Source organism: Varibaculum cambriense DSM 15806 (genome assembly GCF_000420065.1).
Lineage (GTDB): Bacteria > Actinomycetota > Actinomycetes > Actinomycetales > Actinomycetaceae > Varibaculum > Varibaculum cambriense.
In genome coordinates this window covers 656,144-671,121 of sequence record NZ_ATUF01000002.1, presented here as the reverse complement: position 1 = coordinate 671,121, position 14,978 = coordinate 656,144, and the positions used below count along the sequence as shown (strand labels likewise).

Sequence of the window (14,978 nt, the reverse complement as noted above, 5' to 3'; positions counted from 1 at the left end):
AGGTATATGAGAGCCAGGGATCCTTTTTGCTAAATTCGGATAAAACCCCAGAAAAACCTAGGTTTACAGGAGGTGTTTGTTGAGTATTTTTTTCTTAAAAAATCTAGGCCTAAAGGCCTGTTTTGCTGCGATTTGAGTCGCTGAAAACGCAAAAAGCTACCTCGAGAAAGCTGGGGATGGCAATTTTACTTAAGCATATTTTTTACAAAATACGCGTTTTCTTTACATCTGGAAAAGAGTTATCTTTACCTTGCTAGGACCGCAGGAACTAGCTATTGGCTTCACCAGAGGGGAGGAGTATCTATTCGCTCCCCGCGCTTAGTGCGGGTTGTCTAGCGGGTAAACCAGCGCGGTAGCTATGGCGGCCGCGCCCTCTCCGCGGCCAGTAAACCCCAGCCTGTCCGAGGTAGTAGCAGAAATCGATACTGGTGCCCCTACTGCTTCCTCAAGTACGGCACGCGCCTGTTGATAGCGCTTCCCCATCCGTGGCCGGTTGGCGATCACCTGAACCGCGGCGTTTCCTAGCCCCCAGCCAGCCTGATGAATAATCTCCATAGTGGCTACCAGTAGCTGGGTGCCGGAGGCGCCTTTCCATTCGGGACGATCAGTACCAAAATGGGTGCCCAGATCCCCTTGCCCAGCAGCCGATAAAATCGCGTCGCATAGGGCATGAGCAGCTACGTCGGCATCCGAATGTCCCTTAAGTGGGGTTTCTCCCGGCCAAGAAAGCCCGGCTACCATACAAGGACGAGCAGCGGAGCTGGGATCCTTAGGGTCAGCAAAAGCATGAACGTCACTACCTATCCCTACCCGTGGGAGTAGGTAAGAAGCGGAAATAGGCTTGGCGTTTTGGGGGTCGCTATCCGAAAATGCGGAGCAGTCCGAGGTATGGGAATTATTCATGTCCCCAGTTTAGCGATCCTGACTCTCGCACAAGTTGAGTCTCCCAGGTACCTAAAGTCCACAATTGCCCCTACAAGGCTTAGGGGGGCAGAGAAATACTCCACCGGCAAAACCCTAGGGATCTAGACGAAATACTTCCAGGTCAACGACACGCGGCTCCGGGTAATCGGCTATATGTACCAGTAGCATGCCTGCGGTTTTTAAATAGGGGTCAGCCTGGGGCAGCAACCTGCCCAGATGGTTAGGAGTAAGCGGGGCAAGTTCCCCGATAATCCCCGGAATGGTGGGTCGATGTACACAAATCGCCAGGGGAGCGGCCGGCGCATCTAGCTGACTTTTCGAAAGTATTCCCCTGATTACCGCGCGCATCTGCACGGGATCTTCCCGATAGGCGTCCTCGGTAAAGGAAGCCTCCGTTTTTAAGGGAGTGCCCGAAAGTGTGGCATAAGGGGCGACGGTGGCCACGCAGCGGCGCCAAGGAGAAGTGATTATCTGATTAATACCCAAAGCTGAAAGCGCTGGAATCAACCGTAACACTTGCGCGGAGCCACGCCGCGAAAGTGGGCGAGTCATCTCGCCACCTTCCCAATGGGAACGTTTAGTGGCTTTAGCGTGTCGCAGCACCGCTACCGTTCGGGTAACTAAAGTGTGATCTGCTAGCCGAGTAAGGAGTTCTTCTAACAGACGACGATCCCCGCGGCGAGTCAGCAGCCGCATAGCTTTGCGCGCTCCCACCCATTGGCATTTATCAATTTCCTTGCTGGGAGCTGGGGGAGCTAAGGGGCGTGCCCGCAAGGTTTCCGCGGGAACATCTGGGAATCCTACCCAGTAATAAACTTCCTTGGTTACTCCCGATCCCAGTCGATATCGCTGTACGGTAAGCGGCGCTCCCAGACGAATGGGAACTCCGGTTTCCTCTTCTACCTCTCGTACTGCCGTTGCCGGGATGGCTTCCCCAGGTTCGCGTTTACCCTTTGGCCAAGACCAATCGTCATAGCGCGGCCTGTGCACAATCAATACCTCAATATCTTGGCGCTGCGCGGGGAGGGAGGTACCAGCAATTGGGTTGGCTTCTGGCCGCAGACGCCAAACTAATGCGCCTGCGGATCTTACTATCCGCATATGCGGTGGCTTAGGTCGAGCCGTCATTATAGCCACTTGCCTTTCTCGTAATCTGTTCCCATTGTCTAACAAATTACTTATAAGGTCATTCTCCCAGGTGACAGGGGTAAAACTGTATTAACGTGAAGAGTTAGCCGGAAAACTCGTCGCTTAGCGTCCTTTCATCCGCGAGTTCGCCTTATTAATTAGGTACTCTTGAATGTCCATCAGGGGCGAGCCATCCTTAGCTTCGATGTGACGCCGCCAAGTTCCATCCCGACGCAAATGCCAAGAAGATACCTCTGGGGAGGCCTCAAGTTTCACCAAATCCATGAGTGTCGCGGTCATGTCGGGATCCTTAATTCGGATCAGCGCCTCGACCCGGCGATCCAGGTTGCGGTGCATCAGGTCAGCAGAACCGATCCAAACTTCCGGCTGTCCGGCATTTTCAAAAGCGTAGATACGGGAGTGCTCCAGAAAACGCCCCAAAATGGAACGTACTCGGATATTTTCCGATAGCCCGCGCACCCCGGATCGAATAGTACAAATTCCGCGCACCACAATATCGATCGGTACCCCTGCCTGGCTAGCGCGGTAGAGAGCATCAGTTACTGCCTCGTCTACCAGGGAGTTTACTTTAATCCCGATATAGGCGGGCAGGCCTTGGCGGTGATTTTCTACCTCGCGCTCAATGCGCTCGATAATCCCGGGACGGATTGAGCGCGGAGCCACCAACAGGCGTTGGAAGGAAGTCCGCGGTGCATACCCCGAAAGCTGATTAAATAGGCGAGTGAGATCCTGAGCTACCTCGCGATCGCAGGTCAGCAAGCCCAGATCCTCGTATCCGCGTGCGGTTTTGGGGTGATAGTTACCGGTACCAACGTGACAGTAACGGCGCAGACCATCGGATTCTTCGCGAACCACCATCGACAGTTTGCAGTGAGTTTTCAGCCCCACCATGCCATAAACCACGTGCACCCCAGCGCGCTCTAGTTTGCGTGCCCAAGAGATATTGGCGTCCTCGTCGAAACGAGCTTTAATCTCTACGATGGCGAGCACCTGTTTTCCGTTTTGCGCCGCCTCTATCAGGGCAGACACAATCGGAGAATCCGAGGAAGTACGGTACAAGGTTTGCTTGAGGGAACGCACTTTGGGATCTCTAGCGGCATAGGTGACGAAATGTTGCACCGAGGTAGAGAAGGAATCATAGGGGTGATGTAGCAACACATCGTGGCTGCGAATCATCGCAAAAATATCGGTGGGGGTAGCCGATTCCACTTCCGCTAACCCGGCAGCAGTAGCCGGAACAAACTTCTGGTACTTCAGTTCCGGCAAATCTAGTTCATGGAGCTCATTCAGGCAGCGCAAGTCAATCGGTTCCGGAAGCGAAAAAACGTCCTCCATGCCGATCTCCAGTTTGGCCACCAAAAAGTCTAATACCGGGCGGGAAATCCCTTTGGCAACCTCTAGACGTACTGCCGGGCCGAAACGGCGCCGCAATAGTTCCTGTTCCATCGCGGTCAGCAGGTTCTCGGCGTCGTCCTCTTCGACTTCCAGATCCTCGTTGCGGGTCAGGCGGAACACGTGATGTTCCAAGATTTCCATTCCCGGGAAGAGGTGGTCGAGGTGGGGGCCGATAACATCCTCCAAGGTAATGAAGGTGGCTTCCCCGTTAGTATCAATCGCGTCCTCCGGACTGACCTGGTCTATTGCCTGTTCCACGCAGATTAATCGGGGTAGGCTCTCCGGGATCTTTACCCGGGCGAAATGCTGCTTCCCAGTTAGAGGATTGCGTACCACTACCGCCAAGTTAACTGACAGCCCCGAAATATAGGGGAAGGGGTGCGAGGGGTCGACTGCCAAGGGAGTGAGGATGGGGAAAATCAGGCGGCGGAAATATCCATGTAGGAAATCTTGTTGCTCCGGGGCAAGATCATCCCAACGCCGCAGTTTGATCCCCACCTCTTCCAGTTCGCCTAGCAATGTGTTCTGCACGAAACCGGCCTGCCGGGCACACAGAACCTGGGCGCGCTCAGTCACCAGGTCCAGTACCTGCCGGGGTGTGAGACCGGAGGCGGCGGTGCGAGCAATTCCGGCGGCAATCCGACGTTTTAGTCCGGCTACCCGCACCATATAGAACTCGTCAAGGTTGGAAGAGAAAATCGTGGTAAACCAGGCGCGCTCTAAGATCGGGAGCCTCTCGTCCTCTGCCTGCTCTAATACTCGTTGGTTGAACTGCATCCAAGATAATTCGCGATCCCCAAAGCGTCCCTTGGGTAGAGGCTTATCTTGACCGAGGGGGCCGGCTTGCGCCAGTTTGTCAATGCCGGGAGCCTCCCGCAAAGTGGAAGGACTGATCTTGGACAGATCTTCGGGGCCATCGGTTTGGGCGTGACCGGCGCTGACCGCTGCGGACTGCGCGTTAGCCTTTTTCTTTGCAGGTGCCTCTTTATCGCTGTTAGTACTGGGCTTTGTAGAAGCCGTCTTGGCCTGGGCACCACCGGTTTCTTTTGAGCTTTCCTTAGCGCCTGTTTTATCGTTAGCGTCCCTAGTTGCAGTTTTGCTGTCTTTACTAACTGCTTGCGGCTTATCGTTTTGATCTGAACCCGCCGGTACAGTTATTTTCGGTCGTGGTAACAGCTCCTCATCAATATTTATTTTCCTGCCGTCAACAAAAGGTGAAGCTCCGGTGGGCAGGTCATAGTCGGCATCCTCATAATCGGTACCTGGGAACTGTTCCGGGGAAGTCTTAGAAGAGATCAGCTCGTCAGCAGTGGCGGTTTCAAAATTAGATTGGGCTGCCACCCGATCTACCTGCGCTACTGCTTCAGTTTGCGGGTTTTCTTTATAAAACCGGGCAATATCGGCAGGCGAAGGCACCACATGAGAGTCACCTTGCGCGTCCTCCTTAATTTTAGCTTTACCTACTTTCGGTTCTGGCCTGTTGTCAGCTTCCGGTTTGCTGTCCATGCCGATCCCTTCTCATAAAAAATTTGGTGACGGTACCTGAACTACTCTGGGTCGATTTATTTCTAGTTTAGGCGATTTACCTGGGCTGCACCCGCTGAAAGCTTTAGGTCGCGCGCGGTTTGCAATAGCGCTTCGGGACGCAAAGTAACTGGATCAGCTAGTTCATCTCGAGCGTCTTTAATCCAGTCGGCACTGACCCCACTGGCCAGTACTTTCAGGAAATCACTAGTGCGCTCTAGCAGGGGAGCCAGCTGAGCAATAGAGGTTTCGGCACGCCAAAGCTCCGCTAGTTTATCCATGAGGGCGGCCACCGACTTTTCGCAGTGGTCGCGGGAAAAAACTTCCCCAATTTTCTGGGTCGCCAGACCCTGCTGAAACCGCTTATTTACCAGCTGTGGATCCCGTAAATACCACTGATATACCAGGTACAGGCGCCAGAGTGTGCCGGGTAAAGTGCCCGCCGGCGAGTTAGACCAGAGTTCACTGACCGTATCTACCCCGCCAGATTCCAACAGCTGGCGTAAACGCTGAACCTTATCGTCGCTTTCTTTTTCTATCCCCAGCAGAGTTTGCGCTACCAAGTGAGCAACTTCCGAGGAGATCGCCCCGTCCTCGGCACCGGGGATATTTTCTGCTTGCTCGGCATCCAACATCGCTGGCCTGCGCGGAGTTTGCCGTGTAGTCATTTGTTTCCTCCTTTAATATTTCTATTGTCTCTCAAGCGTCATTACTTGGGGCAGTTTTACCTTTCTCTTGTCGTCCCTGTTTACCAAAGGCGGTTAAGCCATTGTGTGAGACCGCTCAACAAAATGCGGGATAGCCGTTATTCACGGCTACAATAATTTGAGGTTTGAGGTGCTAATAGTAGGTGCCGCCAGATTGATAACGCAAAAGGAAGGGTTATAGTGTCTGACCGTCCGCTCAGTGTCGCCGTAATTGGAGCCGGCCCTGCCGGTATCTATGCCTCCGATATTTTGTCCAAATCTGGTCTTGACGTAGAGATTGACCTATTTGAACGCCTGCCTGCGCCCTATGGCTTGGTGCGTTATGGGGTGGCGCCGGATCATCCCCGGATTCGGGCAATTATTACTGCCCTTTACAAGGTTTTGCAGCGCGGAGATATCCGTCTGTTGGCAAACGTGAATGTGGGCGGCGAGGATGCGGATATCACCGTTGAGGATCTGCACGCTCACTATGATGCGATTATTTTTGCTACTGGCTCTGACCGGGATAAACCGATTGATTTGCCCGGTAAAGACCTTCCGGAATGCTATGGTGCCTCCGATTTTGTGTCCTGGTATGACGGAAATCCGGACTATCCCCGGTTCTGGCCCCTAGAGGCTAAAGAGGTCGCGGTTATCGGGGTCGGTAACGTCGCCCTGGATATTGCCCGGGTAATGGCGAAGCACCCGGCAGATATGCTAAAAACCGAGATTCCGGAAAACGTAGCGAAAGAGCTCTATAAATCCCCGATTACGGATGTGCATATTTTCGGGCGGCGCGGGCCTGCCCAGGTGAAGTTCACCCCCTTAGAGCTGCGCGAACTCGGGCAACAGCCCGGGGTAAAAGTAATTGTTTCCGAGGAAGATTTCGAGTTCGATGAGGGCTCCGAGCAGGCGATTGCCGCCTCGAAACAAACCAAAATGGTGGTTGATACTTTAATTAACTACGCGATGGATGAGGACGATAGCGAGGCTGACCGCCGCATCCACCTGCATCTATTCTCAGCTCCCAAAGAAATCTTGGCCGATGAGGACGGGCATGTGCTTGCCCTGGTTACCGAACGTACCCAGCTGAACGGGGACGGCACCGTTTCCGGTACCGGTGAGCTGCGGGAAACCCCGGTACAGGCGGTTTATCGCGCGGTGGGGTATTTCTCCTCTCCGATTGAGGGGCTGCCTTTCGATGAGCAGCGCGGAGTAATCCCTAATCAGGAAGGGCGGGTTACCGACCTGGAGGGAACCCCCTTGAACGGTATTTACGCTACCGGTTGGGTAAAACGTGGTCCGGTAGGGTTGATTGGGTCTACTAAGTCCGATGCGCAGCAAACTATCGCTCACCTGGTAGAGGACGCGGAAGCGGGCAAGCTAGTGGCTACCGGGAAAGCGGTGGGGCACGACGCCATGATTGAGCTACTTGAACAGCGGGGCGTCCCCTTCTCCACCTGGCATGGCTGGGAGCTACTGGACGAATACGAAAAGCAACTGGGTGCCGACTTTGGCGAGGTCGAGGGCGGCCGTGGGGCGCGCGAACGCGTCAAAGTAGTATCCCGTAAAGCTATGAGCGCAATTTCCCGTGGCGAGGACGTACCGGAAGATTTAATCGGCCAGGACGGCGAATAGTCGTACTACCGCGCCGGGTGCAGTAGGGGCAACTGCTGGTGCTGCAGGTAGCGATTAGCTGCGGCAAATATTGCTATGGCCTCAGCCAGGCAGGTTGTCTAACTACCCGGAGCTATTCCTGGAGCTAGTACCCCGCCATTTCCTCTAGGCGGCGAATCCGCTGATCCATTGGGGGGTGAGTTGAAAATAGTTGCTGCACTCCGCCCGCCTTAAAGGGGTTCGCGATCATCATGAACCCGACTTTCTCGGTTTGTGGGTTTTTCGCCAGAGGACGGGCAGTAGTTCCTGCCTCAAGTTTCTTCAACGCGCTGGCTAGCGCTAAGGGGTCGCGGGAGAGTTCCGCGCCGGTTTGATCCGCATCAAACTCGCGGGTGCGAGAAATCGCTAGCTGGGTTAAAGAAGCAGCAAGCGGGGCGAGCAATAGCATCAGCAAAGCCCCGATAGCTCCCAGGGGTCCCGAGCTTTCCTCGTCGCGGCGTCCTCCTCCAAAAAAGAACATCATTTGGGCGGCGGAAGTAATCAAGCCTCCGATAGCAGCCGCAACTGAGGAGGTTAAAATATCGCGGTTGTATACGTGCATTAATTCGTGGGAGAGTACTCCGCGCAGTTCCCGTTCATTTAGCAACTGCAAGATTCCTTCGGTGCAGCAAACGGCAGCGTGGGAGGGATTCCGGCCGGTGGCAAAAGCGTTCGGGGTGGCGGTGGGGGCAATATAGAGGCGGGGCATCGGTTGCCCGGCAGTCTCGGATAGCTCGGTGACAATCTTGACAATCTGGGGATATTGCCCCGGATCTAGCGGATAGGCACCCATAGCCCGGATCGCTAACTTGTCCGAGTTCCAATAACTATAAAAGGTGGAGGCCAGTCCAATCGCCGCGAAAATCCATAGGAACGCAGAATTGTTAGTGCCATAGGCAATCAAGTATCCAATCCCCAGCAGAATCGCCCACATGATTCCCAGTAGCAGTGCGGTTTTCACACCATTTCCAAAACGTTTTCCAGCCATATTTCCTCCTATTAGCTCAAATCTAGCAGCTCAAGCTGAGGGCGCGCTGGCAGGGGGCTTGGCGTTGTCTAGTAACGTTAGGGCGTAAGGTTTCCCAGCTGCCAGGAGGGCGCAGGAGAAGATGCGAGCCTTCTTTGCTCAGAGCTGCACCTACTCCCGCGCCCCAACTTTGCTACCAGCTCAGTATCGGTACGGTACCTTTAACTAAAATCTACTGGTCAGCGGTATTTAAGGCCTCGATAGGGCTGGCCTTGGCGGCACGCCTACCGGGTAGCACCGATGCTAAGAAACAGAAGAGCTCGGTTACCAGCACCACTAGCCCCACCCACAGCCAAGGGATTTCTAATTCGATATTCTTTTGCGAGATTAGACCGGCAAACGGCATACATTGCATCACGAACCACGAGAACAGCGCCGACAACGCCACGCCTACCACCAGGGCTCCCAGTCCGATCAGGGTGCCCTCGATAATCAGCATCCGCCTTATTTGGGTGCGAGTGGCGCCAACTGCGCGCAGCAGCGCATTCTCCTGGGCGCGATCAACTACCGACAAGCTGAGAGTGTTGGCTACCCCTACCAAGGCGACGATCGCAGAAATCCCCAGTAGGCACAGCAGGATCGACATCATCACTCGTAAAACCATGGTGACGATGGATGAGACCATCGCGGCGCTTTCAAAGCTTGCCGATTCTAACTCCCAAAACTGGTTAGTGAAGTCTTGAACTGTCTGGATCGTGCCGCTGGCGCCCCGCGACAAATCGAACTTTGCGATTACCCCGTGGCTTTGAGATTTTGCTCCGGAGGCGACCGCCTCCGCAAAGTCTGCTCGGGAAAGTACCCCGTAGATGACGCTGTAATCAACCGGGAAACCGCTGGCAGTTTCCGGCAGGGCTTTCGCCTTGACGGTCAGTTTCTTGCCCGTTTTGAAATTGAGATTAACTGGCTCTGATACCGGAGCTTCTACCTCTCCTACCAGCCACATTTCTCCGCGCCGGGGTTCTTTAATTTTTTGGCGAGTTAGGGAATCTGCGTTCTTGGGCAGGGTAACTACTACGATTGACGAGGCCGGTGGGGCCGGGTCTGCCGCATTCTTATCGTTGCCGGGAGCAGGCTCAATGGATGCCTCGATAGTGACTTCACCAGTGGCTTCGCTGTCTTCTGGCGAGGGAGTAGCGTTCGGGTTGCGCTCGGAGGTAACGCCCGTTAGCTTTTCCAGGGTGATTGCCTCTCCGTGCAGGTCGGTAAGGGATTGGGTAACTATTCCGGGGATTTCTCCGATATCGCTAACTCCCTCAACCTGGGAAGCTTTCTTTATTTCGTTCTCGGGCAAAGGGATGTTCGGGTTGGCAGATACCAGGGAAAAATCAACCGAGAAACGCCGGTTAATCTCGTCATCCACTGTCTTTTGTACCGAGGCAGTACCAATCAAGATGGTGGCCATTAAAGTGACCCCCAGTACCAGGGCGGTAGCGGTGGCTCCCGTGCGATGCGGATCCCTTTTCACGTTTTCACCAGCGAGTTTAGCGGTCGCGGAGCGGCGAGAAAACGGGCGGGTAAATAGGGCGGTGAATGACGGTAGTAAGAAACGACAAATCATTAAGGCTGCGCACATGATGATTAGCGCGCCCGCAATGGAGGCTCCCAGCGCCATCGCCTGTTCCGGCCCGTCCTCGCTACCGCGATTCTTCCAGGCCAAAACCCACATTCCGCCCCCGGCCACAGCCAGGAATGCGGTTAGAATCCAGTGGAAAATATGCTGCTTGGGTTTGCCCTTCTTATTCAGCTCCTGGGTATTAAGAGCGGCGATCGGGCGGATCTTCCCGAGTCCAAAGGTGGGGCGTAAAGCCCCAATTAGCGGCACCAGGATCCCAGTGAACAGAGATAATATCACCGGGAAAATCCCGGTTACCTCTAGGGTTTGCGAGAGAGAACCGATCATGCCGGTGCCGTAGACCAGGGCGATTGACCCCAGCCACCCGATCAGAGTCCCGATTGCCGCGGAAATTATCCCTACCAGTAGGCATTCTAAGAACGCCGCTCGCCGAACCTGCGCGACGGTAGCGCCTACGCAACGCAGCAGTGCGGTTTCTCGCCGCCTCCTAGCTAGCACCACCTGGAAAGTAACAGAAACAATCCCGATACAAACCAGCACCGCTAGTAGCGGGAAAAATAAGGCGACCGCCTGTAAGGCGATTTGTTCTGCCTTGCCGGCAGTGGTTTCGCTTTGTTTTTGGGTTACGGTAACTACCGCTAAATCTTTGCTGAGCAGCTGTTTATCATTTAGATATTGCCCCAATTTTCGGGTGAGCGCCGCCGGATCCTGCTGAGTATGCACCAAAATCTGGCTAACTCCCGTCCCGGTGGCTTTCGCTAAACGTTTACCCAGTTCAGGGGAGAGGTACACGTCGGGAACCTGACCGATATACATGGAAGCATCCCGGCGTACAATCCCGCTGACCGTAGCTTTTTGGGTGGTGGGCTGCGCATCCTCTTCATCGTCAGGGGGAGGAACCTGAATTTCGATTGTGTCTCCCACCCAGACTCCGGTTTTCTCTAAATAGCTCGCGGCTAGGGCAATCTGATTTTTGCCGGTAGGTGCTTTACCTTCGCTAAGGGGAGGACGGTAGAACTGGGGCGAAAACAGTCCTATCCCTTGTACCTGTATGGACTTTTTCCCGATGGTAGCTCCGACCCGGGTCTGATAAACCGGCTGTAATTCCAGGTCGGTGCCATTTGCTTGGCGAATCCCGGCACGGTCAGCGATGATTCCCGCTAGCGGATCCGCTTTGAACTTTTCAACAGCGACGGTCCCGTTTACGGCCGCTTGAGAGTTTTCGTCAAACTCCCCGTAGGTAACTACCACCTGGGTGTTTTTCATCAATTGGGTTTCGCCCGCCCCCATAGTCCATGCCATGACGGAGCCGAAGGAGCTGGCGATGCATATAAAAATACAGCAGATGATAATAGCGCAGGCAGTAGCAATATATTGCCGGGCATGGGCTTTCAGATTGGCTTTAGTTAGGAAACGCATTTAGATCACCTGAGAAAGTTGCCCGCGAGTGGGGTGAGAAAGTTCTTGAGTGATTTTGCCGTCTTTGACGATCAATACCCGATCAGCAACCGCCGCCGCATCCGGATCGTGGGTAACCATCACCACCGACTGACCTAGTTCACTGGCGGCGTTGCGTAGCAGCTTCAGGACTTCCTTAGAGGAGGCCGAATCCAGGTTTCCAGTGGGTTCATCCGCTACTAGCAGGGCAGGTTTAGTAATCAGGGCGCGGGCGACCGCCACCCGTTGCTGCTGCCCCCCAGAGAGTTCGGAAGGCTTATGGGTTAGTCGATCTTTGAGATCCAAGATTTCAATAATCTGGTTTTCCCAGTTGGGAGAGGTTTTTTTGCCCGCTAGCAATTGGGGCAGCCGGATATTTTCCAAGGCAGTCAGGGTGGGCATCAGATTGAAGGATTGGAAAACGAACCCAATGTGGTCACGGCGGAACTGAGTGAGGGTTTTGTCGTTCATTTTCGCGAGGTCTTTGCCGGCGACCGTCACCGTTCCTTGGGTGACACTGTCTAGGCCGGCTAGGCAATGCAGCAGCGTAGATTTACCGGATCCCGAAGGCCCCACAATCGCAGTAAACTGTCCGAAATAGATTTGCAGATCAATGCCATCGAGGGCGCGCACCTCGGTTTCGCCCTGCCGATAGATTTTATAAACATTATTGAGGCTAACTACCGGGGATCCTTGCGTGGTGCTGGAACTGCTAGGAGCAGCGCTAGTTTGCGGCTGCGGGACTGCAGTGCTGGGTTTTTCAGGTAAAGCCGAGGTATCGGCGCGGCCGCGTTGCGACTGCGTGGGATCTGTTCGGGAATTAGTTATCGGGGTTGCTGGTAGTTGCGTAGCTGCCGAGGGTGCTGATGGCGCCGGCTGCGGCATCTGGGTGGGGGCATTTGGCAGTGGGGAGGTTAGCGGTGGTTGGGGGTTAGCTACCGCCGGTAGTGGCTGCGCACTTGGTTGCGGTTGGGAGAAAACCGGGCTTGCCGCTTGGGGAACACCGGCGTGCCCGGGAAGGAGGTTGCCGGATTGGCGGGCTGGGAAAGCCTTTTCAGGTACCTGCTGATCTTGAGGTTTAACTGCCGGCATTCCCGGAGGGGGACTGGCGGGAGCAGGCGGCATGGCATGGCGCGGCTTTTGGTAGCGATGGAACTCCTCGGGAACTCCGGGCTGATAGAGCTGGTTATTATTCACCGGTTTACCTTTCGTTTTCTGGCAAAAAATTTGCTGCGATTTCGCTAGAGATTTCAGAAGCTCTTGAAGTTTCATTGGATAAAGCAGCCGGATGGTAGTGCCGTACCTGCTGCTTAGACTTTAACTGCTGGCGTTCAAAATGCGGAATTATCTCGGTGTTTTGCACTCGGGTGAGCGTCATAAACACTAGGGCTTGCAGACCCAAAACCCCGATTATCATCCAGGTGAGAGGGGCTATTGCCGAAGCGATTACTTCCCAAATGTTTATCGGAGGCGAAACGGTCGTAGAGCTGGTCGTGATAAGCAGAAGGAATGCGCATCCGGCTAGTAGTAAGAATCCAAACGCGTAAACGATGATGATTTCCCACATCCGCGCCCTCCAGATAACTGCCGGTGGGCATCCGAGCTTTAATAGCAGATTGGTTTGTGCTTGTTCGCGGCGATTGGAAGCCATCACCGTGGTAGCTAGGGAGAAAGCAGTAGTGAGTGCGACTATGGCCGCAGTTAACAGCCACCCGGTTTTTACGTCCTGCTGCACTAGGCGCAGCAATAAGTAATGCAGATGCAAAGTTTCCTGATATTCACCATCTATGCCGGTAGAGTCGGTTTCAAGTCGCAAAGAATCCGTGTAGCTATCGGCTACCGCCAGGAAGAATAGCGACAACAGGTAGGTGGCGACCAGAGAAAGCACCGGTGCCAATGCTGTCCAAATTCGGGAGGCATGCGCGCGGATCGCGCGGGCAGCCAAAAGTACTGCGGGGTAGCGACTAAAAGTTAAGGGCCAACAAATCAAGGTCAGCACTTTGGCAGGCAGCCAAAACACCAGCACCCAAAGAAAAGCCAACATCATGATGGGCGCTAAGGCTAGTGCCGATAATCCGGCGATCACCATTCCAACTAGCAGAATCGGTATTGCCAGCACGATTAACCAGAAAATAGCGCTGTTACGGGTAGAACCTTTAAACCAGGAGGAAATAAAAGAAATATTGAAGCGGCGGCGGGCTTCCGCGGGAATTCCCTGCTGTTGGCGCAGCAGCAAAGTGATTTTCCAGATTGGGATTAGCAAGAGCACCACCAGGGACAGGAGCAGAATCCACCAAGGGGGGAGCAGGTCTTTGGCGGTGGGATTAATACCGAGAATCTGGATATTTTCAAGGAGTGGCAAAGAGAGCGCGTAAACTGCAGCACCCAGCACAAACCCCGCAAAAATATAGCTATAAATCGAGTAGCAGGTAAAGAAAAAACGAGTTATGGTGCTCGCTCCCAAGCGATACAAACTGATCAGCGCATCCCCTAAACGCTGCTCATCTAGCTCCAGACGGTTCCACCACAGGGCAATCAGGGGAAAGGTGATCAGCAGAGTGGCGAAAACAAATAACGAAATATAGATGACAGACACGGCCTCGTGCTCATAGCTACGGGCATGGCTGGGTAGGGCGGCGAGGGCGCGCCCCAAAGTATCTGCCCCCTGAGGTAATATCCATAAACGCCTGACCAGAAAAGCGTTAATTCCGCCTAGTACGGCTAGCAAGCAGTAGCAGGTGAGGGCGGCCGATAATATCGAGGCCGCTTGCGCGGGGCGATCCTTAAAGTCTCGCCCTCGCCAGCAGATAATAATTCGTCCCAGAGTCATTTATGCGTCCTCGACCTGGAATACGGTTTCTGAGGCAGATTCGCGCCGAGTGTCTTGGGCAATCAATCCGTCTCGCAGGGTGATAGTTCGCTGGCACCACGCCGCTACCTGCGGATTTACGGTAGAAACCAAAAGGGTGGCGTGGGTGCGCGCTGCTGCCAGCGATAACGCCTGCATCGCTTCTTGGCCAGAGACAGGATCTAGTAGCGCCGTCGGCTGATCAGCAAAAATCACCCGGGGGCGGGTCGCTAAAGCCCGGGCGATCGCTATCCGCGCGGCCAAAGCTGGGCTGAGTCCGGCAGTCATTTGCCGACTAATATCTTCGAGCCCCAGTCGTTGTAGCTCTTTTAAGGCGCGCTGTTTTGCTTCTACGCGTCCGAATCCTTGTAACAGTAGTGGTAAAGCCACATTTTCTAGTACTTGCAGTTCGGGAAGGAGCTGTTCGGATTGGAAAATAAAACCGAAACGTTCGCGGCGCAGTGCCTGCAACTGACGGCGCGACATTTCTGATAAATCCCGGCCATCTAAGATCACCGTCCCGGAAGAGGGCCGTACAATCCCGCTGAGTAGATACAGGAGGGTAGTTTTTCCCGCTTGAGTCGGGCCGGTAATCGCCACCTGCTCACCCTCGCCAATAGTTAAATCAATATCGGCCAGCACCGTGTGCGAGCCGTAAATCTTGGTGAGCCCCTGGGTTTGAATCAACATACTCCTATCTTGACGCCTTTCCCGCTGTGCTAACAGCGGGTACAAACTACTTTTAAGGTAGAGCTGGCA

10 protein-coding genes are annotated in these 14,978 nt (G+C 54.3%); 1 reads left to right on the top strand and 9 read right to left on the bottom strand.

Annotated features, from left to right (window positions below):
• Window positions 1-318: 318 nt before the first annotated feature.
• The 4 genes from ispF to F605_RS0103020 form a co-directional block, all read right to left on the bottom strand.
• On the bottom strand, window positions 319-903 hold the full coding sequence (gene ispF, locus F605_RS0103035; RefSeq protein WP_022864439.1) for a 2-C-methyl-D-erythritol 2,4-cyclodiphosphate synthase: 585 nt from the start codon (window positions 901-903) through the stop codon (window positions 319-321).
• 114 nt (window positions 904-1,017) lie between these two features.
• A complete protein-coding gene (locus F605_RS0103030) occupies window positions 1,018-2,052 on the bottom strand; it encodes an NUDIX hydrolase (RefSeq protein WP_027723546.1) in 1,035 nt (344 codons plus the stop codon).
• A gap of 123 nt (window positions 2,053-2,175) precedes the next feature.
• On the bottom strand, window positions 2,176-4,974 hold the full coding sequence (locus F605_RS09550) for an RNA degradosome polyphosphate kinase (protein WP_022864437.1): 2,799 nt from the start codon (window positions 4,972-4,974) through the stop codon (window positions 2,176-2,178).
• Window positions 4,975-5,036: 62 nt separating this feature from the next.
• Window positions 5,037-5,660, bottom strand: coding sequence for a hypothetical protein (locus F605_RS0103020; RefSeq protein WP_022864436.1), 624 nt, complete (start codon window positions 5,658-5,660; stop codon window positions 5,037-5,039).
• A gap of 219 nt (window positions 5,661-5,879) precedes the next feature.
• On the opposite strand from F605_RS0103020, the gene F605_RS0103015 reads away from it, so the two are divergent.
• A complete protein-coding gene (locus F605_RS0103015) occupies window positions 5,880-7,316 on the top strand; it encodes an FAD-dependent oxidoreductase (protein ID WP_022864435.1) in 1,437 nt (478 codons plus the stop codon).
• 124 nt (window positions 7,317-7,440) lie between these two features.
• Here the strand turns inward: F605_RS0103015 and htpX are convergent, their stop codons facing one another.
• The 5 genes from htpX to F605_RS09535 all read right to left on the bottom strand — a co-directional run bounded on the left by htpX (window position 7,441) and on the right by F605_RS09535 (window position 14,909).
• Complete coding sequence (gene htpX / locus F605_RS0103010) at window positions 7,441-8,322, bottom strand: zinc metalloprotease HtpX (protein WP_022864434.1); 882 nt, start codon at window positions 8,320-8,322, stop codon at window positions 7,441-7,443.
• 211 nt (window positions 8,323-8,533) lie between these two features.
• Entirely contained in the window at window positions 8,534-11,353 is a 2,820-nt protein-coding gene (locus tag F605_RS0103005) for an ABC transporter permease (RefSeq protein WP_022864433.1), read from the bottom strand.
• Entirely contained in the window at window positions 11,354-12,568 is a 1,215-nt protein-coding gene (locus F605_RS09540) for an ATP-binding cassette domain-containing protein (protein WP_022864432.1), read from the bottom strand.
• Window positions 12,569-12,572: 4 nt separating this feature from the next.
• Entirely contained in the window at window positions 12,573-14,201 is a 1,629-nt protein-coding gene (locus F605_RS0102995) for a hypothetical protein (protein ID WP_022864431.1), read from the bottom strand.
• A complete protein-coding gene (locus F605_RS09535; RefSeq protein ID WP_022864430.1) occupies window positions 14,202-14,909 on the bottom strand; it encodes an ABC transporter ATP-binding protein in 708 nt (235 codons plus the stop codon). It abuts the gene before it with no gap.
• Window positions 14,910-14,978 lie beyond the last annotated feature (69 nt).